This is a genomic window from Bacillus sp. FSL W8-0519, assembly GCF_038005585.1.
Classification (GTDB): Bacteria; Bacillota; Bacilli; order Bacillales; family Bacillaceae_G; genus Bacillus_A; species Bacillus_A paranthracis.
The window spans coordinates 3250514-3273409 of sequence record NZ_JBBOTL010000001.1 but is presented as its reverse complement, the minus strand read 5'-3'; the positions used below and the strand labels follow the sequence as shown (position 1 = coordinate 3273409).

Genomic DNA, 22896 nt, shown 5'->3' with positions numbered 1-22896 from the left:
ATTTATATTGTAATAATATTTATACCGGAATCATATTGAATAGATGTATTTTATTGTTAATTTATTTAAAAATTAATCAGACTTATGTATAATAATTTATTGAAAAAATAATTGAATTTTTCAGATTAATGAATTAATATAAGGTAAGTAATTTTAAGATTTATAGAATGTTGGAAGATGAAAGGTTTTGAGAATTTTATAAGAAGCAGAAAAACGATTTTAGGATAGCTTTAAAGCTAGTGTAAAATGACGTTTGCTTCATCATTTTCAGGGCCGAAAGGAATTAGGGGAAAGCATCTTGTTTTAAAATGCGGCTATGAATCATCTAAGAGGGGGAAGTGAAGTGGCAAACAAAGAATTGAAAAGAGGTTTAGAAGCACGTCATATTCAAATGATTGCTTTAGGCGGAACAATTGGTGTTGGTTTGTTTATGGGGTCAGCCAGCACAATTAAATGGACAGGTCCGTCAGTTATGCTTGCGTATGCAATTGCAGGTATTTTTATCTTTTTCATCATGCGTGCCATGGGAGAAATGTTGTATATGGAGCCAAGTACAGGATCATTTGCAACGTTCGGTCATAAGTATATTCACCCGTTAGCTGGTTACATGACAGCGTGGAGTAACTGGTTCCAGTGGGTTATCGTTGGGATGTCAGAGATTATCGCGGTGGGGGCGTATATGCAATATTGGTTCCCGGATTTACCAGCTTGGATACCAGGTGTAATCGCAATGGTTATTCTTGGCGCAGCTAACTTAATTTCTGTTAAGTCATTTGGTGAATTTGAATTTTGGTTTGCGATGATTAAGATCGTTACGATTCTATTAATGATTATTGCGGGATTTGGACTTATTTTCTTTGGAATTGGTAACGGTGGAGAAGCGATTGGCATATCGAATCTTTGGTCAAATGGCGGTTTCTTTACAGGTGGTTTTTCTGGATTCTTCTTTGCATTATCACTTGTAGTTGGAGCGTATCAAGGTGTGGAATTAATCGGTATTACTGCTGGTGAAGCGAAGGATCCGAAGAAGACACTTACAAGAGCGATTCAAAGTACAATTTGGCGTATTTTAATTTTCTACATCGGTGCGATTTTCGTTATTGTAACTGTGTATCCGTGGGATCAATTAAGTACAATTGGAAGTCCGTTCGTAGCAACTTTTGCGAAAGTTGGTATTACGGCAGCTGCGGGACTTATTAACTTCGTTGTTATCACAGCAGCAATGTCTGGTTGTAATAGTGGTATTTATAGTGCTGGTCGTATGCTATATACGTTAGGTGTAAATGGACAAGCACCGAAATATTTCACGAAACTTTCTGGAAATGGTGTACCTTTATTCGGTACAGTTGGCGTAATTATCGGTTTAGCGGTCGGTGTAGTTCTAAGTTATATTGCACCAAAAAACTTATTCGTATATGTATATAGTGCGAGTGTACTTCCTGGTATGGTACCATGGTTTGTCATTTTAATTAGCCAAATTAATTTTAGAAAAGAAAAGGGAGCAGAGATGAAAGATCATCCGTTCAAAATGCCGTTTGCTCCTGTTACAAACTATTTAACAATTGCCTTTTTAATTATGGTATTAATCGGAATGTGGTTTAACGATGATACGCGCATTTCACTAGTTGTAGGTATTATTTTCTTAGCTATCGTTACAATTAGTTTCTATGCTTTCGGAATAGGGAAGCGAACTCCGTTAGACGTTCAAAATGATCAAGAGATTTCAAGTAAATAAAGATAGTAAAAAGTCCGATTTCTTATTTGGAAATCGGACTTTTTGTTATTAAAACTTTTCTAAAACGATCTTCCCAATTGTACTTCCGCTTTCAAGCAGGGCATGTGCTTTTTTTACATTTTGAGCGTTAATTGGTGTGAATGTTTCATTTAAAGTAGTCTTTAAAATGCCTTCATCTAGTAGTTCGCTTACTTTATTTAATAGTTCGTGTTGCGTAATCATGTCTCCAGTTTCATACATCGCTTTTGTAAACATAAATTCCCAAACGAGTGTAGCACTTTTACTTTTTAAAATGCCCATCTCAAGAGGGTGTTCATTTTCTACGATAGAGCAAATTTTTCCTTGTGGTTTAATGAGGTCACATATTGCTTGCCAATGTTGATCTGTATTGTTTAGGCAGAAAATATAATCTACATCTTTTAGCCCAAACTCTAATATTTGTTCTTGTAAAGGTTGGTGATGGTTAATGATATAATCGGCACCGAATTTTTCAACCCAGTGTATCGTTTCATTGCGGGATGCAGTTGTGATAACATTTAGTCCGGCCCATTTCGCAAGTTGAATGGCAATTGAACCTACACCACCAGCACCGCCTATAATTAAAATGTTTTTAAAGGAGTTCGTATCTTTCTTATTATAATCAATACCTAAACGTTCGAATAAACCTTCCCAAGCTGTAATAGCTGTTAACGGAAGTGCTGCAGATTCAGCATCACTTAACGTTCTTGGTTTTTTACCAACAATTCTTTCATCAACTAGGTGGTATTCACTATAGGTACCTTGTCTCGTAATGCTTCCAGCGTAAAACACTTCATCGCCTTCTTTAAATAACGTACAACTTTCGCCAGTTTGTACAACAACACCACTCGCATCCCAGCCAAGTATTTTCGCTACTTCTTCTTTTTTATCTTTCGGAGAGCGAACTTTTGTATCAACTGGATTAACGGAAATAGCGTTAATTTTAACGAGTATATCTCTTCCTGTAGCAACAGGTTTTTCAACTTCCATATCAATTAAACTGTTTTCTTCTTCAATAGGTAAGTATTCATGTAAACCAATTGCTTTCATTTGTATTCCCTCCATTAAAGTAAGAGTCATTTACTCTTTTATTTTTATTATAGTAGGTGGAGTGTCATTATGTAAAAAAGTTAAGTCTCTTCTATTTTGTAAAATGCCTGTTTCAGCATCATGTAGTACCGTGTAACTGGAGAGGATCCGCCATCGTTTTGATTTTATAGGCGTTGGATGAAAGTTATACTTATTTTTCCAGTGTACCTTGCAATGAACAATACCGAGTGTTATATTATACTTGTGGTTACTTATTATAAAACAGTACTGAATAATAAATAGTAGTGAACATCAATTAGAATAGGGTGAATGAATATTGAATGTACAATTTAAAAAAGGAGTTTTAGAACTTTGTGTTCTTGTCTTACTTGATAAGCAAGACCGTTATGGGTATGAATTAGTTCGAAGTATTTCCAATCGAATTGAAATATCAGAAGGGTCTGTTTATCCTCTACTGCGTAGATTAACTAAAGAAGAATATTTTACAACGTATTTACAGGAGTCTTCAGAAGGTCCTTCAAGGAAGTATTATACGCTGACGGATAAAGGTAGAACGTATTTGTACCAACTTTTGAGGGAATGGAATGAGTTCTCACAAGGTGTCAATCAATTAATAAAAGAAGGTGTAAGTAATGACGAAAAATGAATTTTTACAACAATTAAATGCATCTCTAAAAAGATTATCTGAAAAAGAGCGTGCAGATATTTTAAAAGATTATGAAGAACATTTTACTTTCGGATTAGAGGAAGGGAAAAGGGAAGAAGAAATTGTAGCTTCATTAGGTTCTCCAGCTCAAATCGCCAAAGAGTTATTAGCAGATTATCATATTGAGAAAGTAACAACAAGTGCAACAACAGGAAATGTTTTTCGTGCAATTTGGGCAGTAATTGGATTAGGTTTTTTCAATTTGTTAATCGTACTTGCACCTGCAATTACATTAGCGGCATTGATTTTTTCAGGTTGGGTTCTAGGTATCTCATTTTTAGGTGCACCATTACTTGTTTTAGTTGATACGATTATACATCCAAATACATTCTTGTTATTTAATCTTTTCGTTTCTTTAGCACTTTGTGGACTTGGATATTTCATTGTTATTGCTATGTTATTTTTAACGAAGTTAGCAACGAAAGGATTTGTTCGTTATTTAAAGTTCAATATAGCACTAGTAAAAGGTGGTTTGAAGCATGATAAATAAGAAGAGTTTCTCAATCATTGCAGGTATTATTTTCATTATTGGTATTATCGGAAGTTTATTCACTTATCGTTCAATTGCTGGGGTACCAATTTCAGAAGAAAAGGTCATTAATAATAATGTGTCAAGCGTCATTATCGATACGAATAATGTTCGTGTTAACATCAACCCTACAACAGGTAGTAACGTGAAAGTAAAATTAGATGGTGAGGTTAATCCAAACGTAAAAAGAACATTAGCTACGGATGAGAAAGATTCAACGCTTCTTATTTCTTATAAAGAAAAACAACAGAGTTGGTTCAACTTTAATATTTCTGAAGTGTTGGCGCCATTAACATTAAATGTGTATCTACCTGAAAAACAATATGAATTATTAAAAGTTTCCAATAATAATGGCTATGTTTCTGCTAAAAAACTAAACGCAACAAATTTTAATATCAATACAAGCAATGGACGTGTTGAATTAAGAGAAATCAATTCGCCAAAAATTATCGCGGAAACAAACAATGGAATTATGGATTTCAAAGATGTATTGGCACAAAATATTCATGTGAAATCGAACAACGGACGAATAATGCTAGACCATGTTGAAGGTGAAATAGAGGGGCAAACTAAAAATGGAAGTCTTACTCTGAAAACGAATGAACTGGATCGAAATCTCAATTTTACGACTCACAATGGAAAAATTAATATTGAAACGGAAAAAGAACCAACTAATGTTCAATTTAATGTTGCTGTTGATAATGGTAGAGCGAATATCCTTGATAAATATAATGGAAATACCGTTATTGGAAAAGGAGAAAATGTAATTAAATTAAATACACATAACGGAAATATTACAGTGGAAAAACAATAGCATATCTGCCAAATTTAAACTGCAAAATTATTGAAGGTGATTATGAAGTGGTACCTGGTGTTCGGTTATTGTATACACCAGGACATTCTCCAGGACATCAGTCATTATTAATTGAGACGGAAAAAACGGTCCTGTACTATTAACGATTGATGCATCTTATACGAAAGAGAATTTTGAAGATGAAGTGCCGTTTGCGGGATTTGATTCGGAATTAGCTTTATCTTCAATTAAACGTTTAAAAGAAGTTGTGACAAAAGAGAAACCAATTATTTTCTTTGGACATGATATAGAACAGGAAAAGGGTTGTAAAGTGTTTCCTGAATATGTATAGTGCAAAAAGTCATGAGCTTACGTGCTCATGACTTTTTCGTTTAAATAATTTTTTTGAATAAGTTATAAACCTTTTTTGAGCTATCTTCATTTAATTGATAGTACTTGAGGTTTACATCATCAGGAGTATCTTGCTGAGCAATCATCACTTCGTTACTGTGATGATCAACTACCCATATGAAATATTTTTTATAAGTTCCATCCTCAAAGGTAATCCACATATCACAATCTATTAAATCTGATCCTTCTTCATCTAATGTTAATTTTCCTTTTTTTGCGGTATCCATACTATTAATAAATGTTTTTAATTCATCTGTTTTTGTGAGGAAGATATCCTTTTTTGTTTTAATGGATTCGACATGTATATCTTTTATTTCCTGTTTTCCTAAGAAGACAGGGGGCTCATTTGAATCCCTTTGCGTTGAAATAATAGTAGCTTTTTTCTTTGGCTTATTTTCTGTATAGAAGTCTTGAATAGATTTTCCAGAGTTTACAAACCATATAATCCCACAAATAATCAATGTGCTACAAAGCAGTAAAATAATTTTCTTAATAGAATATTCTCCTCTCTATTACTTCGTATGAAGAGCTTTTCTATTAATATATGATAGGTAAGCGTAAAGTATTATAGTTGAACGTGGCTATTCTTAACAGTTTTAAGAGGGCGATCAACGAGTAAATTGTAAGTAAGCCCAATTAATACGAAAACACCTCCGATAATCTTTCCAGTTGAGAGTTCATTTGTTAGGAAGAAATCAATGATAGTTCCTGCAAATAATTGTCCGATAAAGATAAGTAACGTTAAATAGAATGCTGATATTTTAGGGGTAATATAGTTGGATAATGAAATGACAATAACACCTACTAATCCGCCTAAATATACAGCGATAGGAATGGACTGTAACGTATGCATTGGAATGTACAATGAATCTGAACTGAACATTAAAAATAATATAGAGAAAAATAATCCAGTAATATAATTAAAAAAAGTGCCTTCCCAATTTCCAATTTCTTTTGCTAAATTCGCGTTAATAATTCTAGCAACGACGATAGAAACACCAGCTAAAATAGCGATCGTAACATATAACATTTTCTTGCCCCCATTAATAAATTGTCATGATTATAATTCCAGAAGAGATGAAACATAATCCAATTAGTTTTTTCTTTTCAAACTTTGCAACTTTCATTCCTAATAAGCCGAAATGATCAATAACGATGGAAGCAATGGATTGACCGAGTAAACTTAATGCAATCGTAATAGAGGCACCAAGGACGGAGAAGCTTATATTGTTAAAAAGAACAGTGAATACTCCAATCGCTCCAGCGCTATATAAAAAAAATGGAATGCTTTTATCAAAATGGATTTTATGTTTGTTTATGATTAAAACGAAAATAACTGCAATTAAACCGACAAGGTGAATGACGATACTTGCTGTATACTTGCCAATTAACTCAGATAAAATCCCATTCAATGGAAGCATAACGGCGATGAGCACACCAATAAAGACAGAAAGAAAGTTATACAATGTAATATCCCCTTTGTATTTCATATTTGTAATGACTGTATCATGCTAAAATTGTGTATTACTATGACATATGTCATAGTGGAAGGAGAAAATTTTGATTACAATGGGGAGTAGTTGTAAAGGCGGGGGAACTATGAAGAAAATATGTAATTCTATTAAATTAGCAGAGTATATGAAACAAAATAATATTGACTCATTTTTTAGTAATGATATGAAACCATATATGGAACTTATATTTTTTAAGAAGAATGAGTTTATTTGTAGAGAAAATGAAGAGATAGATTATTTATTTTTCTTCGTTGAAGGAAAAGCGAAAGCGTTTAATACATTAAGTAACGGGAAATCTGTATTATTATGCTTTTATGATAGCTTGCAGCTGTTAGGAGATGTAGAGTTAATTCATTCTCAAAAGACAACTTCAAACGTACAAGTGATGGCAGATTCATATTGTGTTGGTTTGCCTTTAGGGAAAGTGAGAAATCAACTATTTCATGATGCGAAATTTTTACGATGTATTTGCGGATCGTTAGCGCATAAGTTAAATCGGCTTTCAAAAAATAGTACCATTAATTTACTATATCCTCTTGAAAATAGACTTGCGAGTTACATGTTAGCAGCAGGAGAACGGGCAGTACAGCACGGAAATAGAATTGTATTTAGTGGGAATTTAACGGAAACAGCGGAATTGTTAGGAACGAGTTATCGGCATCTATTACGTACATTAAATATTTTTTGTGATAAAGAGATTATAAAGAAAAACAATGGATGCTTTGAAGTAGTGAATGTGGATGTTTTGAGAGAATTGGCGGCAGATGTTTATAAATAATATAGTAAAGTGGGGATTTAGATGAAAATAGCAATCATTTCAGATGTTCATGGAAATAGTCACGCTTTACAAGCAGTATTAAAAGATTTGGAACGTCGCAAGGTCGAAATGATAATAAATTTAGGAGATAGTGTGTATGGGCCGTTAGATCCTTTAGGGACCATTGAAATATTAATGAAGAACGAGATGGTACATATTAAGGGGAACTGTGATCGCATGCTTTGGGAACCTATACAAGAGCAGTCGGCTACACTAACTTTTGTCCAAAATCAATTAACAAAAAATCATATAGATTGGTTACAACAACATCCGTCACAATTTATTATAGAAGATATGTTATGTTGTCATGGTACGCCAATTTCAGATGAAGTGTATTTGTTAGAAGAGATGAATGAAAATGGTGCGATATTAAAGAATGAAAAAAATATAATGGATCAACTCCAAAATATTGAGCAAAAAATAATAGTATGCGGTCATACGCACATTCCTAGAGTTGTATATTTAGCAAACGAAAAAATCGTTATAAATCCGGGGAGTGTAGGACTTCCAGCATACAAAGATGAGTTACCTGTTATGCATAAAATGGAATCAGGAACTCCGCATGCAAAATATGTAGTGATAGAAGAGGTTTTGGGAGAATGGATAATTGAACAAATTTCAGTTCCGTATAATTGGGAAGAAGCTGCTCGGTTAGCTACTCAACATGAAAGGCATGATTGGGCACAGGCGATAAAGACTGGGAAGATAGAATGAAGGGGAGCTTACTTTATGGTAAACTGCTCTTTTTTATTTTGAGTACATATTGAATTATATAAAAATAAAATGTTATGATTATGGAAACGTATGAATATATGAACAAGTATTCATATATTTGAGAAGAGGAGGGATTAGAATGAAAGATCTAATTATTATTGGAGCGGGTCAAGCTGGATTAACAATGGGATATTACTTGAAACAAGAAGGGTATAATTTTTTATTACTTGAGGCAGGAAACCGAGTTGGTGATTCATGGAGAAATCGATATGATTCTTTACAGCTTTTTACTCCGCGGCCTTACAGTAGTTTACCAGGTATGGCGTTAATAGATGAAAAAAATGAATTTCCATATAAAGATGAAATTGCAACGTATTTAGAAGAATATGCAAGACATTTTCAATTACCGATCCAATTGCAAACTAAAGTTTTTAAAATAAAGAAAGAAAGAGATATATTCGAATTACATACCCCTACAGAAATTTTACAAACGAAAAAAGTTATTATCGCAACAGGTGGTTTTCAGCAACCGTTTATTCCCTCAGTTTCAGCAAATCTATCATCACATGTTTTTCAAATACATTCATCACAATATAAATCACCATCACAAATTCCTAAGGAGAAAGTACTCGTAGTAGGTGGCGGGAATTCAGGAATGCAAATTGCAGTAGAACTGGCAAAAACTCATGAAGTTACACTGTCTATTAGTCATCCTTTAACGTATTTACCGTTACATCTTTTTAGAAAAAGTATTTTCAATTGGTTAGAAAAATTGGGTTTATTGTACGCCGAAGTAAATACAAAGAGGGGGAAATGGTTTCAAAAGAGAAAGGATCCCATTTTTGGATTTGAAGGTAAGGAACTCATTCGTAATGGATCAATACAACTACAAGAAAAAGTAGTAAGTGCATCAGAAAATAACATTATGTTTCAGAACGGTGAAACATATAGTGCAGAAAGCATTATATGGTCAACAGGCTTTATTCAGAACTATAACTGGATTGAAATAGAAAAGGCAGTGGATGAGAATGGATTGCCTAATCATGTAAAAGGAATAAGTCCAGTAAGAGGATTATATTATATCGGCTTGCCATGGCAGTCTCAAAGAGGTTCTGCACTTATTTGTGGTGTAGGAAAGGATGCGGCGTATTTACTTTCTGAAATCAAAAAAATAGATCAGTAGCAGCGACTACTGATCATCCATATGTACATGAATTAGGAGAGGTCAAACATTTATTGACTTTATTATAATTGATTTTCATAAGAATAAAAACTGAAAATTCTAATTTCGTGTTGAGAAAGTTTTTTGTATCGAAATATATAAAAGAATAGGGAGTTTTTAGTAAAAAGAAATATGATATTTATATTTTAATAAATTATGATATAGTTTATAAAGAGTAGATTACATAAAATGTTATTTTATTACATATAAAGTAAGGGGGATGGCTGTGAAGTTTGATGATCAACGCCTACTAGGAGTACGATTAGGTTCTGTACTTGTAACAGAAGAAAATCAATATTTAGTAATAAAGAAAAAAGATCATTATGCACTTTTAAATATACATAATTTAGAATGCACACATGTTGAAGTGCAGCTAGAACATATTGAAGAAATGTTGCAGGAAGATTTCCAAGAAAGTATAACGGAGATTATCGCACCAGAACATATAAAAATTGTTGCGAAAAATGTTATATAAGAAAGAAGCTGAAAGGAACAGCTTCTTTCTTTTTCATTATAAGGATAACGTTTTTAAAATCTCACCAATAATCCCTTCCATTTGATGAACACCTAAGTCAGTGTTCGTCATAATAACAGCACCATTACCCCGGTATGGATAACAAACCATCATACATTGAAATCCCACGCCCCATCCGAGTGAATATATTTGTAAGTCTTCATTTGAATCATCCAGAAAAACACCTAGTCCCGTCCATTTTGAGCAACCTTGAGGAGAAATCATATCTTGTACTGTTTTTTGAGAAAGTTTTAGTTTACCCTTTCCTTGTAAGGAATGAATGATTTCAATAACTAAAGCTGATAAGTCAGTTGGTGTTGTCCAAATACCTGAAGAAGCTGCGAATGGATAAAATGGATACTTCTCATTTGTAACGGTGCCATCTTTATTATGTCCGCAAGCAAAAGCATCGGTTTTATCTATGTCTTCAGGAGAGAAGATTGTACTATTTTCCATTTGCAGTGGTTGAAATATATATTCTTCTAGTAAAAGGTTGAATGGCTTTCCAGTTATATCTTCAAGTAGTATTTCGATTATACAAAAGTTTGCATCCGAGTAGTGAAATTCGCTTTCTGGTTTATAAGTTACTTCTATAGGTACGGAGCAATATGGTGTTTTACCGGCAAGGAGTTTAGACATGCTTGGTTGCCCATGTGCAAGTGTATAATGTTCAAAACTATTAGGTGGGTCAATGATTCCAGATTGGTGACTTAACAAGTTTCGCAATGTGACTTTTTTCTGTGAAGTAAATAGATTAGTAGGGATGTTCCAAGATGTGAGTCTATCATTTACGTCTTCATCTAAATGTACGATTTTCTGATCGGATAATGTTAGTACGAGAATTGTGGTGATAAATTTGCTAATAGAACAAGAATTGAATATGGAATCTGTAGTAACAGTTCTAGTTGTTCCAGATTCAAGTGTTCCGAAAGCAGCTGTTTCATTTAGCTTGCCGTCGTGTATAACAGCAAGACTTAAACCTACAATGGAATATTGGTTCATTTTCTCGTATATATTGTTACTTTTTAATTTCATAGTGACTCCTTTCGTCGAAAAAGACAGAATGTTAGTTCTATTATACAGTAGTAAATAGAGAGAATGAGAGAAAAAGAAACACTTCATCGATCAAAGATGAAGTGTTTTAGTTAATTCGAAGTGAATGTTTTAAAAAATTTATCGCGGTACATGTACATAAGCCATGAGGCTGTAATTAATGAAATAATGATTTGTTTGTTTTGAATTGGCGCCTTGAAAACAAGCCAGCCAACGATATCAAATAATAAATGTAGTGCAATTGAAAGAACTACAAATTGTAGTAACGTCTTAAAAAATCTTTTCATAAAGTGTCCCCCTGAAATAAAAGGTTTATCAACAGTGTTGTATATTACTATTATACATTAAATGTGTTTCGTGGTAAAATTTACATAAGTTAGTGAAATAAAACAAATGAAAGCTAGTGAGGAGGGATAGTCATGGAATTTTGGATGATCATACCGATAGCGATCTTTGGGTTTATTTATATCGTTGAAAAGTTAAATAAAATTGAAAAGAAAACGGATGCGCGTTTAAAGCGAATGGAAGATAGGTTACAGCTAATTACGAAAGAAATGGGAATTGTAGATAGAGAACCGGAAATTAATAAAGAGTTGCGGCAGCTTATGGAAGAAGGAAAAACAGTTACAGCAGTTAAGAGAGTAAGAGAAGCTTTTGGTTTTTCTTTACTAGAAGCGAAGCAATATGTTGATAAATTATAAGAAGATCATCCGTGTGGGTGATCTTTTTTCACTGCACCATGCGTGTATTTACATAAGCAGCGATTATAAAGTGTCCAATTATAATGATAGGAAATAAGATTTTTACATTAGGAGTAAGGAAGACGCTACCAATTGTGGCAATAACACCAGCAGTTAAATTATAAAGACCAACTATTTTTGATAACTTATCTTTTTCTGGTACACGGCGTTCATTGAATCCTGATAAGAGCCAAGTGTATTGTTTTACTCCGATGAAATAAGCTAGTGCAAATGAAATGATTGCTAGTATGAATAATGATGGGGAAGCGAAGAGAGTCATTGAGAACACCTCCGTTAAAGGGCTATAAATCAATTATAGTATGAATGTTATAATTTAACAAAATATAAGTGTAATAGAAAATGGAGTATGTATCATGAAGGGGGATTAAGTATGAATATTGTGGAATTCCAGAGATATGTATCAAATTTCAGTGAAGAAAAAGGATTTCAAGATACAACAATTGAAGAGCGTACAATGTATACAATGGCGGAATTAGGGGAATTAGCGGAAGTTATATTAAAGCGCGATAAAATACAAGATGCAAAAAGAGAAATCGGTTTAGAAATGTTTGATGTCATTTGGAATATATGTGATTTAGCAAACAAGTTAGAAATTGATTTGGAGAAGGCATTTGAAGAAAAAATGATGATTAATAAAAAACGTGAATGGTAAAAGGGAAGTTAAAAAGCGTACAAAATTTTGTGCGCTTTTTATTAATGGTATGAAAAAAATATGTAAGAAAAGATGGAACAAACACTGAAGATGAATTGTCTATTATAGGTAATAACTATTTTGTTTGAAAGAAAGGGTGGAGAAAATGAAAAATACATTATTAAAATTAGGGGTATGTGTTAGTTTACTAGGAATAACTCCATTTGTTAGTAAAATTTCTTCTGTACAAGCAGAACGAACGGTAGAGCATAAAGTAATAAAAAATGAGGCAGGAACTATTTTGATTTCTCAGTTAAACAAAAATGTATGGGTTCATACGGAGTTAGGTTATTTTAGCGGAGAAGCAGTTCCTTCGAACGGTTTAGTCCTTAATACTTCTAAAGGGTTAGTACTTGTTGATTCTTCTTGGGATGATAAGTTAACGAAGGAATTAATAGAGATGGTAGAAAAGAAATTTAAGAAGCGCGTAACAGATGTCATTATTACACATGCACACGCTGATCGAATTGGTGGAATGAAAACATTGAAAGAAAGAGGCATTAAAGCGCATAGTACAGCGTTAACTGCGGAATTAGCAAAGAAAAATGGATATGAAGAACCACTTGGAGACTTACAAAGCGTTACAAATTTGAAGTTTGGAAATATGAAAGTAGAAACATTTTATCCAGGGAAGGGACATACAGAAGATAATATTGTTGTTTGGTTGCCACAATATCAAATTTTAGCTGGAGGCTGTTTAGTTAAGTCTGCGTCCTCGAAAGATTTAGGAAATGTTGCTGATGCTTATGTAAATGAATGGTCCACATCGATTGAAAATGTGCTGAAGCGATATGGAAATATAAATTTAGTAGTGCCTGGTCATGGAGAAGTAGGGGATAGAGGATTACTTTTACATACATTGGATTTGTTGAAATAAAAAAAGCGAGGAGAAACAATTTTCTCCTCGCTTTCTTCTAACTATATTTAAATGCGAAGTCCGCATACGTTACTGAGATTTTAATTCCAAGTATACAAATACCAGTACCGTCATAATTGCGATAACAACGTAAGTAGCATCAAGCATAATAAGTGTTTTTAAAGTTTCAGTCATCCTCATTCACCCCTGGTATAAAAAATATAACATAATCTCTTATCAATTAAATCAGAGATTATAAAGATAACAATGTACATGAAATTTATTAAGTAGATTTTATATAAATATATCATATAAATAATGTAAACGATGTTAAGATAGTGTAAATGTATTGTAAAGAAAGGGGTGACTCATCAGTCTATAAATTTATTTATCCCGCTTTAATGGGCAGTAAGACCCCCACCTCAAAATTCAGCGAAAGCAAAGAAGTTAGGTGGGGGATCAACTGCCCATAAAAGTCCGATTGGTTCAACTAATAATTAGTGGGGGATGCCCCCCCCACTGATTAAAGTTTCACTTTATTTGTAAATACTATGTATCTCTCGTGTGCCGGATAGAACGCAGTTATAATATGTGAAAAATAGATTCATTTTGATAAATCAATCACGATGCTAGATGTTACTACATTTTCCTCTATTACTTCTACCTGTACTTGTTCATCGTTTCTCCAATTGATATTGAAGTTGTCTGTCGTATACATTTCCTTAAGAGTGACCTCTTTATATTTTTCTAAAATGCTACCTCTTTTCCCATAATAGATTCTTACAGTTGAGCTGGGACTTGGTCCTTTTGATTTTATTGTTTCTCTAAGCTCGATAATATTTATGAGATTTGGAGATTCACTTTTTTGAAAGGTAAAGGAACTGACCACTTTTTGTACCTTCTTAAAAACAGGACCATTGGATTTATTTGATATGTTAAATTCCACAACTTCAGGTACGGATTCTTTTCCTCGTAGTGTTATCGTTGCTTCATAATCGTTTTTCCAATCTACGAAAACGTTTGAGGAATCGAGGCGTTCTCCCTCATTTGCAATACTTATGTCAAAATGTTCCCATAAGCCGTATTTAATTCTGACAGGAGAGGAACCATGAGAAGAGTCTGAATCTATTTTCACTACTTTAATCGTATTTTTATTATTTGGAGAATGACTTTTTTCTAGTGTAATGTCCTGTAAATACAAAATGTAAGACAAACAGCCCACTACTAAAATAATCGAAATTACAATACGTAAGGCAGTAATTGGACGGATTCTTTTCCTTTTTTTCTTAGTGCTTTTACTATCTTGTTCAAGTTCTTTTTCAATACTCGTTTGAACTGTTACTTTTGGCGGGCAAATAAACCACCAAACGAAAGCTATAAGTAGTAAGAAAAGAGGTATTCCTTGAATAAAGAAAAATCCTTTCCAAAAATCAAGTGCAGTACTATATGGAGAATCTGTTGCCATCCCCCCTATAAAAAGTGCCACTGGACTTGCAAGTATATTTATCCCTAAACCGATCAATACGAATGAAAGATTTTTATTCCTAATTTTTCGTGCCCCAGCCATAATAAACAGAAATACTGCAATACCAAGTATAAGAAACAGTATTCCGTAATAAAACATCATATATACCATCATATTGTCCCTCCATAACTTTAATTGTACCATTAGTAAGGAAAAATTTGTGAAATGTTAGGTGGATAGGATATTTGTATTCCTTAAAAGTGTACCGATATATGATGCAAATAAATCATGTGCAAGTATGAATGCCAGGATATAGTAAAAATATTATGTCAACAATATGAACTGTCACAAATCTTTATATATTATTGTGATTGATATCACATCACTTTTTTTCAATGGATATTATGCTTAGGGTGTAATGAATGATTGGGAGAGGGTGGGATGATATGTTTTGTTATCAATGTGAGCAAACCCCAACAGGCGGATGTAAAGTAATGGGTGTTTGTGGCAAGAATGAAACGATTGCGAGTTTACAAGATACGATTGTTTTTGGGTTAAAAGGAATTGCGGCTTATCGTACGCATGCTGCTCAGCTAGGGTATACGGATGCTTTTGTAGATGCTACGACGCAAGAAGCACTGTACATGACATTAACAAATTCTAATTTTAATGAACAAGAACATATTGATATGGCTATGAAAGTTGGGAAATCAGCTTTACGAGTAATGGAGTTGTTAGATGAGGCACATACGAATCACTTTGGTGTGCCAGAGCCTGTTCAAATTACACAAAACCATGTAGAGGGTAAAGCTATTGTAGTTACAGGCCATAATTTATTTGCATTAGAAGAACTATTAAAGCAAACGGAAGGAAAAGGAATTAATATTTATACGCATTCTGAAATGCTACCAGCGCACGGTTATCCGCAGCTGAAAAAATATAAACATTTAAAAGGAAACATCGGTAAGGCATGGTATGATCAAAGACGCCTTTTTGAAAAATTTACAGGTGCCATATTAGCGACAACGAATTGTGTTATGCCAATTAAAGGATCATACTCTGATCGATTCTTTTCGTATGATATTGCAGGTTTAGAGGGCGTAGAAAAAATTGAAAATGATGATTTTGCACCATTGATTCAAAAAGCGCTAGAACTTCCAGAAGTACATATGGAATCGGATGAACAGTTAGTAACAGGGTTCCATCATCATACAGTATTATCATTAGCCCCAGAAATTATTGAGGCAGTACAAGAAGGAAAGATTAAGCGTTTCTTTGTCATCGCAGGTTGTGATGCACCAGGAAAAGGCGGGGAATATTATCGTGAATTAGCAACGTCACTTCCGCCTGAAACAGTGATTTTAACGACTTCTTGCGGAAAGTTCCGCTTCAATGATGTGGATTACGGCGTTGTACCTGGTACCGAGATTCCGCGCTACATCGACTTAGGACAATGTAATAATTCCATTTCTACAGTGAAAATAGCGGCTGCTTTAGCTGATGCTTTCCAATGCGAAGTGAATGAATTGCCAGTAAGCATTGTCTTATCTTGGTTTGAACAAAAAGCGGTTGCTATTTTGCTTGGGCTATTTAGTCTTGGAATTCAAGATATTCGCATCGGTCCAAAGGCACCTGAATTTATTTCAGCTGGCGTGCTCGATGTATTACAAGAAACATTCGGTTTGAAATTAATTACAACTGCAGCAGAAGATATGGATATGATGTTATCGTAACAAGAGGATGATTGGTCTTATTCAGAAGAAGAGCTAGCTTATAGCGCCCCAAAACAAAAATATAGAATTATTGTTTTGGGGTATTTTCTTTTCTTAGCGGGGTGGGTAGTAGTTGATTTTAGAAAAATATAAAAATCGAGTTGACATTTACAACTACTCAGTCATACAATGTAGTTGTAATAGGTGATACTGAGTAGTGTTGTTTCTTAAAAAACTTTTCACTAAATAATAGGTAATAGCGGATTTTAGAAGAAATTTGAAAATCAGTTGACATGTACCGCTACTTAGTCATACAATGTAGTTGTAATAAGTAATACTGAATAGTGTGGTTTTACTCAAAAGCTATTCAGTAAAAATTCGCCTTAGTACTCTGTAATACTGAATATAAGTCAGACAGAATAGGGGGTAAAGGAGGATCAGAACATGGAAAATTTAACTGAAATGTTGAAAGGTTCACTGGAAGGGTGTGTGCTGGAAATCATTAGTCGTCGTGAAACGTATGGTTATGAGATTACTCGCCACCTGAATGATCTTGGGTTTACAGAAGTCGTGGAAGGAACAGTCTATACTATCCTCGTACGATTAGAGAAGAAAAAGCTTGTGAATATTGAAAAGAAACCATCAGATATGGGACCGCCTCGTAAGTTTTATTCATTAAATGAAGCTGGACGTCAGGAACTTGAATTGTTTTGGAAAAAATGGGATTTTGTATCGTCAAAAATTAATGTCTTGAAGTCAAACTAGCCTCATAATATAAAATGTTTCGGCTCATATTTGGAGAGTTTCTGGTTCTGCTTTATAAAAAAAGGAGGAAAATAAGATGTTGGAAATATTCAAAAAATTAATTGGTGATAAAAAAGAGTACAGAATGATGATGGCACGTGTTGCAGCACTGCCAGAGGACTATCAGTTTGTGTTTAAGAAAATTCAAAACTACATGTGGAATTTTTCGACCGGAAACGGGATGGATATGCTGCACATTCAGTACGAATTAATCGATTTGTTTGAAGCTGGTGCAGCGGAAGGCAGACAAGTGTTAGATATTACTGGGGAAGATGTGGCATCTTTTGCTGACGAACTAGTGGCAAACGCTAAAACGTATGTTTCTAAGTATCGTGAAGATTTGAATGAAAGTATTATGAAGAAATTGAGAAAAAAATAAATGCAACAAGTAATACCGACTGATTAGCTGGTCATAAATGTGAACTAACGCCATCGCTATTCAGTTATATTTTTAAACCACTACTAAGTAATACAGATTATCAGTGGTACTAAATAGAGGGTGCAGGTAATTTAATTTTATAAGGGGGAAAAAGTATGAGTAATGCAGCGATTTCTGTAAAAGGGTTAAAAAAAGCTTTTAGAGATAAAGAAGTCTTAAAGGGAGTGGATTTTGAGGTGCAGCGTGGAGAAATTTTCGCGCTGCTAGGCTCAAATGGAGCGGGAAAGACGACAACGGTTAACATCCTTTCGACGCTACTGAAACAAGATAGCGGTGAAGGAAGTATTTGCGGATTTGATATTAAGCGCCAACCAGATCATGTTCGTCAAAGTATCAGTTTGACAGGACAATTTGCAGCTTTAGACGGCATGCTTACCGGGAGGGAAAACTTAATCATGATTGCCAAGTTACGTGGTGTTTCCAATCCTGCTCAAGTTGCTGACGATTTGCTTGATAGATTTAGCCTGACAGATGCGGCCAATCAAAGGGCAGATCAGTATTCAGGTGGGATGAAGCGCCGGCTTGATATCGCGATGAGTTTGATCGGGGCGCCAGCAGTTATTTTTCTTGACGAACCAACGACTGGGCTTGATCCTGAAGCGCGCATTGAAGTGTGGGATACAGTTAAAGAGCTTGCTGGTGGAGGAACAACTATCTTACTAACAACCCAGTATTTAGAGGAAGCAGAACAATTAGCTGACCGTATCGCTATTTTACATGGTGGAAAAATTATTACGACAGGTACTCTTACTGAACTGAAAGAGATGTTCCCGCCAGCAAAAGTGGAGTATATCGAGAAGCAGCCTACATTGGAAGAAATATTCCTTGCGATCATTGGCAAAAAGGAGGAGATGTAAATGAAAAGCAAAACAGGGGTATTACTTGGGCGCTTAATGCGCAATATTATGCGTAGTCCAGATACAATTATTACGGTAGCGATTACACCGATTATGATGATGCTATTGTTTGTATACGTATTTGGTGGGGCTATACAAACAGGAACAGATAACTACGTCAATTATTTATTGCCAGGAATTTTGCTAATGGCTATCGCATCTGGTGTCGCTTACACTTCTGTACGATTATTTACGGATGTAAAGAGTGGGCTTATGGCACGTTTCATTACGATGCCTATTAAGCGCTCATCGATATTGTGGGCTCACGTTTTAACCTCTCTTGTTGCGAATGTACTTACTATCTTAGTTGTTATTCTTGTTGCGCTCTTAATGGGTTTCCGTTCCAGTGCGAATATTCTAGATTGGCTTGGAGTAGCTGGGATACTAGGGATGTTTACGTTAGCGCTAACATGGTTGGCTATCATTCCAGGGCTGAAAGCGAAGTCTATGGAAGGGGCGACAGCATATTCGTACCCACTCGTTTTTCTTCCATTTATTAGTTCGGCCTTCGTACCTACCGAAACGATGCCGAAAATTGTTCGTGCATTTGCTGAAAACCAGCCTGTAACTTCAATCGTGAATGCGATTCGTGTTCTTTTATATGAAGGATCTGTTGGAAACGATATTTGGATTGCGCTCGCTTGGTGCGTAGGGATCATGATCATCTCTTACTTTTTCGCTAGTAAAGCATTTAAACGTCAGTTAGGGTAAGTAAATCAAATCCTCCGAAATAATATATATCTTTGAAAAAGCACGGGAAGATTTTCCGTGCTTTTATTATTTGTTGTGCTCTCGCTGTAGTAAATAAAATGATATTAAAAAAGGATATCTACCCAGTGACAATGGCTCACTGCTTATGGAGTGTAAAAGCACAATTGCTTTTGTAAATTCTCTAGTATTTCTTCAGGCATTTCCCTAATTGTAATATCTTTCCCTAGGAAAAGTAGCCAATTTACTATTTCCGTTACTTCATCCGAATTGTTAACATTGATAAATGTTTTTAAAATGGCTGTGGATTGGTAAGGATTTGTATAAGATATTGAAATTTTGAAAGGGTGGTATTTTTTGAATTGGGCAATTGCTTTTGGACCAAGTTCAAGTATAAGGTTAATCACTTCATCCTTCTTACTTAGTTTTTCTAAAATCTTTTTCTTATTTAGCTTTTTTTTCGTCGTGTATGGTTCGATATGGATGAGATGATCGACAGGAAACATTCTCTTCTTTTCTTCTTTTAAGTCAAAACCTTCAATGATCCATTGACTTTTTTCTTGATACAGGTGTAATAGATAAATGGAATAAGACTTGATTTCTTTCTCTTCTTTAATGGAAATCAATAAATGTCTATCCAAAAGAAGGATTTGGATGAGTTTTTCTAACATAGGGTGAGGGAGGTCAGAAAGCTCAAGTAGATCAGGGTTATATGGGTTAGTCCCTTCAAACAGCAAGAGTTGATTTAAAAGAACGATATCATCTTGCTGGGTTTCTGAGATGAGTCCTAACAGTTTTTCGGCTAAAGATTGACGACTTTTTAAATAGGGAAGTTGTTGATTTCTTGTAGCCATAAAGGCAATAAAAAGAGCTTTCACTTCGTTATCAGTAAAGCGAACAACGGGCAGGATAGAGTTATGCATAACAAAATATCCCCCAGTCCTCCCAACTTCAGCAACAAGTGGCATGCCCATAGATTCTATTTCTCTAATGTCCCTAATAGCTGTCGATCGAGAGATGTTAAATTCTCGTATGATTTCTGAAATTGTAAAGTGGGAGCGGTTGTTGATATAACGCATAATTGTATTAATCCGTTCAACTTTTTTCATTTGGTTCTCCTAAATAGTATCATTTTTTGACATGATTTAAAGTTATTATAAACTCATCAGATGAAAAGATAAATCATTTGATTCATTTTAAAAGAAGGAAGGTTTTGAATATGAAAAATTATACGATTGAAGAAAAAGATAGCTTTATTGTGTTAGGTATTGGAACTGAAATTAAGAGTGAATATACAGATTTTGTTGGAATAAAAAAAGAAAAGGAAGACTTTTGGTCGGCTGTTAAAGAAGATGGAAGGTTGGATACTTTAAAAGCTCTAGCTACAAATGATTACATTTTTTCTGTGAGCGAAGCGGTGAATAACAAGATGATGTATTATGCGGGTGTCATGACAGAAGCACAAATAGAAGAAGAATCTAGAGTGATTCAGTTTCCTAAGGGAGAATACTTAGTAGTAAAAGGGGAAGACAAAACAGCTGAAGAGCTAAGTAATAAGCTTACTGGTATCGCCTTCGGTCAGGCTTTACGAGAAGCAACAGATTTTGCTTATGTTGGTGGACCAAATACGACGGTTGAGATGGGGAAAAGAAACGGTTTAGTGTTTGGTGAAATGTGGATTCCGGTTGTTAGGAAGTAAATAGTTAAAAGGAGAGATGAAATTGTCCTGTATCGTTGATTTTAAAAATGTAACTACAGTTGGTTTAGAGTCTTCACCTATAGTAGAAGCGCTAGCTGGTTTACGTGCTCATGAAGCCCGTTACTTTATGAATAAATACAAGCATGAATTTATAGTTGTACCAGCTAGTGCAAGCCAGAAGACTCTTGATTATGTGAACCGCATTTTGAAGGAAGAACGTGATATTGAATTTGCGGCGAAACCTTTAGAAACATCGTATTTTCAAGTGGAAAATATTAAGTTTGCATACGTCTTTTATGAAGATGGTCTTGTGATTAACGTCATGTATACATTGGATAACCCGAAGAAGAGGGCTGTTGGATTTAAGCTTTCTGATGGAATGGAGGTACCAACAGAATTGGCAGAGAAATTTAAGTTTGCTAGGCAGAAGTCTAAATTAGCTGGAACAATTCGGGGTTCGTTTTTTGTAATTAAAGGAGAATATAGTGTAAGTTGAAGAATCCAGTCGTTTGTAGTATTTTAAAATGCACGATTATGGAATATGGAGGCTAACAATCTTGAATTGTTGGCCTTTTTGACGTGAGTATAATATTCATATACTACTACACATTATGTTCTGATAAACTGGAATGAAAGGTAATTATTGTAAGGTGGTGGCGGAGTGAATAAAAAAAGATTATTTGAGCTATCCATAGTAACATTTGTTTTTCTTTTCCTCCATGTAAGCACATTTACTAATGAAAAATTTAACGATAAATTGGGATCCTTTACTTTCATTGTGCTATTTCTTATGCTTTCTACTTATACCGCATTTATAGAAAAGTATTTTCATGATATACAAAAGTGGATTCGAAATATCACATTTTGTTTTGCTTTGTTAGTAGTAGTTTTAGTAGCTTTATGGATAGGTTACTTTTAGAACTTTACTTCTGGGAAAGTTCATTTAGTGCCCAATATTTTGTCCATCTATAGGGAAAAGGAGATAGGTAATGCTTTAAATGGAGAAACCAAAGTGGATATTTTTTAAAGTAAAAAGAAGAGGTATGTGAAAAAGAGATTGGTAGTATGTATAATATACAACGTCAAAAAAACTAATACCCTTCTCATAAACAGTAAATACTTTTTATGGGAAGGGTATTCAATTTAAGTCTATAAAAAGGAAATGCAAGTTCTCACTTATTTAGAATAAGAGAAAAGATGATGTTTTATTTGTTCAATAAAATAATGATGGTGTATATTATCGTTAGATACACGACTTGCCATAATAGCGCCCTCCATTGAAGAGGCAAGGAAAGAAGCGAGCGATATAATGTCTATATCTTCTTTAAGTTCTTGTTTCTCTATTCCTTCTTTTATGAGAGAAGCCATTAACATTACTGTATCATCATAGCCTTTTGCTGCTGCTTTTTGTAATTCTGGAAATACTCCAGTACTTTCAATTGCGCTATTAAGCAATGGACAGCCTCCGGCGATAGGGGGGTTATTAGCTGCATCTTGATATACAAGGAAAATTGCAAGGATTTTATCGATTGCTGTCTTTTTATTTTCCATTGCTTTATGAAAATGACTCCACATAATCTCACCACTTTTGTCGTAGGCAGCAAGAACAATTTCTTCTTTATTTTTGAATCTACGATAAATAGATCCTTTCGGTAGTTCAGTGGCTGTCATTATATCCTGAATGGATGTGCGAGTTATCCCATTAGTATTAAATAAATATAAAGATGTTTCAATAATTTTTTCTTTTACCTTATCAACTTTAGTCATGCTTTATAGTCCTCCTAATAAA

General features: G+C 34.3%; 29 protein-coding genes and 1 pseudogene. 20 read left to right on the top strand and 10 right to left on the bottom strand.

The genetic code is table 11. The features are described from left to right. Nucleotides 1-343 precede the first annotated feature (343 nt). A complete protein-coding gene (locus NST14_RS17175; RefSeq protein WP_001284419.1) occupies nt 344-1735 on the top strand; it encodes an amino acid permease in 1392 nt (463 codons plus the stop codon). Between the two features lie 48 nt (nt 1736-1783). On the opposite strand, the gene NST14_RS17170 is transcribed toward NST14_RS17175, so the two are convergent. Then, the gene (locus tag NST14_RS17170) at nt 1784-2803 is read right to left on the bottom strand and encodes a zinc-binding alcohol dehydrogenase family protein (RefSeq protein WP_000643770.1); all 1020 of its coding nucleotides are present in this window, start codon (nt 2801-2803) and stop codon (nt 1784-1786) included. Between the two features lie 316 nt (nt 2804-3119). Here NST14_RS17170 and NST14_RS17165 point away from each other — a divergent pair, with 316 nt between their 5' ends. From NST14_RS17165 to NST14_RS17150, 4 genes and pseudogenes are all read left to right on the top strand, one after another. Next, a complete protein-coding gene (locus NST14_RS17165; RefSeq protein WP_001102641.1) occupies nt 3120-3449 on the top strand; it encodes a PadR family transcriptional regulator in 330 nt (109 codons plus the stop codon). Beyond that, entirely contained in the window at nt 3436-3999 is a 564-nt protein-coding gene (locus NST14_RS17160; RefSeq protein WP_000164531.1) for an HAAS signaling domain-containing protein, read from the top strand. Before NST14_RS17165 ends, NST14_RS17160 begins: the two co-directional genes overlap by 14 nt. Then, nucleotides 3989-4852 carry a DUF4097 family beta strand repeat-containing protein gene (locus tag NST14_RS17155; RefSeq protein ID WP_000608745.1) on the top strand — a complete coding sequence of 288 codons (864 nt, stop codon included), beginning with the start codon at nt 3989-3991 and terminating at the stop codon, nt 4850-4852. Before NST14_RS17160 ends, NST14_RS17155 begins: the two co-directional genes overlap by 11 nt. Before the next feature lie 5 nt (nt 4853-4857). After that, a pseudogene (locus NST14_RS17150) lies at nt 4858-5183 on the top strand (MBL fold metallo-hydrolase); the annotation flags it as partial. A gap of 40 nt (nt 5184-5223) precedes the next feature. On the opposite strand, the gene NST14_RS17145 reads toward NST14_RS17150, so the two are convergent. The 3 genes from NST14_RS17145 to NST14_RS17135 all read right to left on the bottom strand — a co-directional run bounded on the left by NST14_RS17145 (nt 5224) and on the right by NST14_RS17135 (nt 6732). Then, a complete protein-coding gene (locus NST14_RS17145) occupies nt 5224-5718 on the bottom strand; it encodes a hypothetical protein (protein ID WP_033688100.1) in 495 nt (164 codons plus the stop codon). An 89-nt stretch (nt 5719-5807) separates the two neighbouring features. Further along, entirely contained in the window at nt 5808-6272 is a 465-nt protein-coding gene (locus NST14_RS17140; protein ID WP_000967627.1) for a DMT family transporter, read from the bottom strand. A 13-nt stretch (nt 6273-6285) separates the two neighbouring features. Continuing rightward, nucleotides 6286-6732, bottom strand: coding sequence for a DMT family transporter (locus NST14_RS17135; protein WP_001997926.1), 447 nt, complete (start codon nt 6730-6732; stop codon nt 6286-6288). A 109-nt stretch (nt 6733-6841) separates the two neighbouring features. Here NST14_RS17135 and yeiL point away from each other — a divergent pair, with 109 nt between their 5' ends. The 4 genes from yeiL to NST14_RS17115 all read left to right on the top strand — a co-directional run bounded on the left by yeiL (nt 6842) and on the right by NST14_RS17115 (nt 9984). Next, a complete protein-coding gene (gene yeiL, locus NST14_RS17130) occupies nt 6842-7534 on the top strand; it encodes a transcriptional regulator YeiL (protein ID WP_000717649.1) in 693 nt (230 codons plus the stop codon). A 21-nt stretch (nt 7535-7555) separates the two neighbouring features. Beyond that, nucleotides 7556-8287, top strand: a complete 732-nt coding sequence (locus NST14_RS17125) for a metallophosphoesterase family protein (protein WP_000684268.1) — start codon at nt 7556-7558, stop codon at nt 8285-8287. Nucleotides 8288-8426: 139 nt separating this feature from the next. Further along, a complete protein-coding gene (locus NST14_RS17120) occupies nt 8427-9470 on the top strand; it encodes a flavin-containing monooxygenase (protein ID WP_000653887.1) in 1044 nt (347 codons plus the stop codon). Nucleotides 9471-9735: 265 nt separating this feature from the next. After that, nucleotides 9736-9984, top strand: a complete 249-nt coding sequence (locus tag NST14_RS17115) for a hypothetical protein (RefSeq protein ID WP_000666946.1) — start codon at nt 9736-9738, stop codon at nt 9982-9984. Nucleotides 9985-10020: 36 nt separating this feature from the next. On the opposite strand, the gene NST14_RS17110 is transcribed toward NST14_RS17115, so the two are convergent. Next, nucleotides 10021-11058, bottom strand: coding sequence for a serine hydrolase domain-containing protein (locus NST14_RS17110; RefSeq protein WP_000769748.1), 1038 nt, complete (start codon nt 11056-11058; stop codon nt 10021-10023). 110 nt (nt 11059-11168) lie between these two features. Further along, nucleotides 11169-11363: a hypothetical protein gene (locus NST14_RS17105; RefSeq protein WP_000819249.1), complete on the bottom strand. Its 195-nt coding sequence runs from the start codon at nt 11361-11363 to the stop codon at nt 11169-11171. A gap of 132 nt (nt 11364-11495) precedes the next feature. On the opposite strand from NST14_RS17105, the gene NST14_RS17100 reads away from it, so the two are divergent. Beyond that, entirely contained in the window at nt 11496-11777 is a 282-nt protein-coding gene (locus tag NST14_RS17100; protein WP_000397700.1) for a hypothetical protein, read from the top strand. A gap of 28 nt (nt 11778-11805) precedes the next feature. On the opposite strand, the gene NST14_RS17095 is transcribed toward NST14_RS17100, so the two are convergent. Further along, nucleotides 11806-12096, bottom strand: coding sequence for a DUF3784 domain-containing protein (locus tag NST14_RS17095; RefSeq protein WP_000171761.1), 291 nt, complete (start codon nt 12094-12096; stop codon nt 11806-11808). 111 nt (nt 12097-12207) lie between these two features. On the opposite strand from NST14_RS17095, the gene NST14_RS17090 reads away from it, so the two are divergent. Both NST14_RS17090 and bla2 read left to right on the top strand, forming a co-directional pair. Further along, complete coding sequence (locus NST14_RS17090; RefSeq protein WP_001028126.1) at nt 12208-12489, top strand: MazG nucleotide pyrophosphohydrolase domain-containing protein; 282 nt, start codon at nt 12208-12210, stop codon at nt 12487-12489. 145 nt (nt 12490-12634) lie between these two features. Further along, a complete protein-coding gene (gene bla2, locus NST14_RS17085; protein ID WP_229142845.1) occupies nt 12635-13405 on the top strand; it encodes a BcII family subclass B1 metallo-beta-lactamase in 771 nt (256 codons plus the stop codon). A gap of 583 nt (nt 13406-13988) precedes the next feature. Here bla2 and NST14_RS17080 read toward each other — a convergent pair. Beyond that, a complete protein-coding gene (locus tag NST14_RS17080) occupies nt 13989-15020 on the bottom strand; it encodes a hypothetical protein (protein WP_061536207.1) in 1032 nt (343 codons plus the stop codon). A 275-nt stretch (nt 15021-15295) separates the two neighbouring features. Here NST14_RS17080 and hcp point away from each other — a divergent pair, with 275 nt between their 5' ends. The 5 genes from hcp to NST14_RS17055 all read left to right on the top strand — a co-directional run bounded on the left by hcp (nt 15296) and on the right by NST14_RS17055 (nt 19411). Beyond that, nucleotides 15296-16582 carry a hydroxylamine reductase gene (gene hcp / locus NST14_RS17075; RefSeq protein ID WP_002080697.1) on the top strand — a complete coding sequence of 429 codons (1287 nt, stop codon included), beginning with the start codon at nt 15296-15298 and terminating at the stop codon, nt 16580-16582. Between the two features lie 423 nt (nt 16583-17005). After that, nucleotides 17006-17326 carry a PadR family transcriptional regulator gene (locus NST14_RS17070; protein ID WP_000429483.1) on the top strand — a complete coding sequence of 107 codons (321 nt, stop codon included), beginning with the start codon at nt 17006-17008 and terminating at the stop codon, nt 17324-17326. A 76-nt stretch (nt 17327-17402) separates the two neighbouring features. Next, nucleotides 17403-17744: a DUF1048 domain-containing protein gene (locus tag NST14_RS17065; protein ID WP_000889650.1), complete on the top strand. Its 342-nt coding sequence runs from the start codon at nt 17403-17405 to the stop codon at nt 17742-17744. A gap of 155 nt (nt 17745-17899) precedes the next feature. Next, entirely contained in the window at nt 17900-18661 is a 762-nt protein-coding gene (locus NST14_RS17060) for an ABC transporter ATP-binding protein (protein WP_000063321.1), read from the top strand. Continuing rightward, nucleotides 18662-19411, top strand: a complete 750-nt coding sequence (locus tag NST14_RS17055; protein ID WP_046198354.1) for an ABC transporter permease — start codon at nt 18662-18664, stop codon at nt 19409-19411. Between the two features lie 143 nt (nt 19412-19554). Here NST14_RS17055 and NST14_RS17050 read toward each other — a convergent pair whose 3' ends face one another. Then, the gene (locus tag NST14_RS17050; RefSeq protein ID WP_098946533.1) at nt 19555-20517 is read right to left on the bottom strand and encodes a helix-turn-helix transcriptional regulator; all 963 of its coding nucleotides are present in this window, start codon (nt 20515-20517) and stop codon (nt 19555-19557) included. Between the two features lie 110 nt (nt 20518-20627). Here NST14_RS17050 and NST14_RS17045 point away from each other — a divergent pair, with 110 nt between their 5' ends. The 3 genes from NST14_RS17045 (at nt 20628) to NST14_RS17035 (ending at nt 22026) form a co-directional block, all read left to right on the top strand. Continuing rightward, the gene (locus NST14_RS17045) at nt 20628-21107 is read left to right on the top strand and encodes a GyrI-like domain-containing protein (RefSeq protein ID WP_000801047.1); all 480 of its coding nucleotides are present in this window, start codon (nt 20628-20630) and stop codon (nt 21105-21107) included. A 16-nt stretch (nt 21108-21123) separates the two neighbouring features. Further along, a complete protein-coding gene (locus NST14_RS17040) occupies nt 21124-21603 on the top strand; it encodes a hypothetical protein (protein WP_025991629.1) in 480 nt (159 codons plus the stop codon). Nucleotides 21604-21768: 165 nt separating this feature from the next. Next, entirely contained in the window at nt 21769-22026 is a 258-nt protein-coding gene (locus tag NST14_RS17035; RefSeq protein WP_001036219.1) for a DUF3963 domain-containing protein, read from the top strand. Between the two features lie 257 nt (nt 22027-22283). On the opposite strand, the gene NST14_RS17030 is transcribed toward NST14_RS17035, so the two are convergent. Next, on the bottom strand, nt 22284-22874 hold the full coding sequence (locus NST14_RS17030; protein ID WP_147806896.1) for a TetR/AcrR family transcriptional regulator: 591 nt from the start codon (nt 22872-22874) through the stop codon (nt 22284-22286). Nucleotides 22875-22896 lie beyond the last annotated feature (22 nt).

What these genes read in the sequence shown, in the direction of transcription:
- NST14_RS17065 (WP_000889650.1), top strand. Translation starts at nt 17,403, where the DNA reads ATGTTGGAAATATTCAAAAAATTAATTGGTGATAAAAAAGAGTACAGA.
- NST14_RS17050 (WP_098946533.1), bottom strand. Translation starts at nt 20,517, where the DNA reads ATGAAAAAAGTTGAACGGATTAATACAATTATGCGTTATATCAACAAC.
- NST14_RS17125 (WP_000684268.1), top strand. Translation starts at nt 7,556, where the DNA reads ATGAAAATAGCAATCATTTCAGATGTTCATGGAAATAGTCACGCTTTA.
- NST14_RS17100 (WP_000397700.1), top strand. Translation starts at nt 11,496, where the DNA reads ATGGAATTTTGGATGATCATACCGATAGCGATCTTTGGGTTTATTTAT.
- NST14_RS17055 (WP_046198354.1), top strand. Translation starts at nt 18,662, where the DNA reads ATGAAAAGCAAAACAGGGGTATTACTTGGGCGCTTAATGCGCAATATT.
- NST14_RS17120 (WP_000653887.1), top strand. Translation starts at nt 8,427, where the DNA reads ATGAAAGATCTAATTATTATTGGAGCGGGTCAAGCTGGATTAACAATG.
- NST14_RS17160 (WP_000164531.1), top strand. Translation starts at nt 3,436, where the DNA reads ATGACGAAAAATGAATTTTTACAACAATTAAATGCATCTCTAAAAAGA.
- NST14_RS17030 (WP_147806896.1), bottom strand. Translation starts at nt 22,874, where the DNA reads ATGACTAAAGTTGATAAGGTAAAAGAAAAAATTATTGAAACATCTTTA.
- NST14_RS17040 (WP_025991629.1), top strand. Translation starts at nt 21,124, where the DNA reads ATGAAATTGTCCTGTATCGTTGATTTTAAAAATGTAACTACAGTTGGT.
- NST14_RS17105 (WP_000819249.1), bottom strand. Translation starts at nt 11,363, where the DNA reads ATGAAAAGATTTTTTAAGACGTTACTACAATTTGTAGTTCTTTCAATT.
- NST14_RS17170 (WP_000643770.1), bottom strand. Translation starts at nt 2,803, where the DNA reads ATGAAAGCAATTGGTTTACATGAATACTTACCTATTGAAGAAGAAAAC.
- NST14_RS17080 (WP_061536207.1), bottom strand. Translation starts at nt 15,020, where the DNA reads ATGGTATATATGATGTTTTATTACGGAATACTGTTTCTTATACTTGGT.
- NST14_RS17140 (WP_000967627.1), bottom strand. Translation starts at nt 6,272, where the DNA reads ATGTTATATGTTACGATCGCTATTTTAGCTGGTGTTTCTATCGTCGTT.
- NST14_RS17045 (WP_000801047.1), top strand. Translation starts at nt 20,628, where the DNA reads ATGAAAAATTATACGATTGAAGAAAAAGATAGCTTTATTGTGTTAGGT.
- NST14_RS17060 (WP_000063321.1), top strand. Translation starts at nt 17,900, where the DNA reads ATGAGTAATGCAGCGATTTCTGTAAAAGGGTTAAAAAAAGCTTTTAGA.
- NST14_RS17090 (WP_001028126.1), top strand. Translation starts at nt 12,208, where the DNA reads ATGAATATTGTGGAATTCCAGAGATATGTATCAAATTTCAGTGAAGAA.
- NST14_RS17095 (WP_000171761.1), bottom strand. Translation starts at nt 12,096, where the DNA reads ATGACTCTCTTCGCTTCCCCATCATTATTCATACTAGCAATCATTTCA.
- yeiL (WP_000717649.1), top strand. Translation starts at nt 6,842, where the DNA reads ATGAAGAAAATATGTAATTCTATTAAATTAGCAGAGTATATGAAACAA.
- NST14_RS17070 (WP_000429483.1), top strand. Translation starts at nt 17,006, where the DNA reads ATGGAAAATTTAACTGAAATGTTGAAAGGTTCACTGGAAGGGTGTGTG.
- NST14_RS17110 (WP_000769748.1), bottom strand. Translation starts at nt 11,058, where the DNA reads ATGAAATTAAAAAGTAACAATATATACGAGAAAATGAACCAATATTCC.
- NST14_RS17135 (WP_001997926.1), bottom strand. Translation starts at nt 6,732, where the DNA reads ATGAAATACAAAGGGGATATTACATTGTATAACTTTCTTTCTGTCTTT.
- bla2 (WP_229142845.1), top strand. Translation starts at nt 12,635, where the DNA reads ATGAAAAATACATTATTAAAATTAGGGGTATGTGTTAGTTTACTAGGA.
- hcp (WP_002080697.1), top strand. Translation starts at nt 15,296, where the DNA reads ATGTTTTGTTATCAATGTGAGCAAACCCCAACAGGCGGATGTAAAGTA.
- NST14_RS17155 (WP_000608745.1), top strand. Translation starts at nt 3,989, where the DNA reads ATGATAAATAAGAAGAGTTTCTCAATCATTGCAGGTATTATTTTCATT.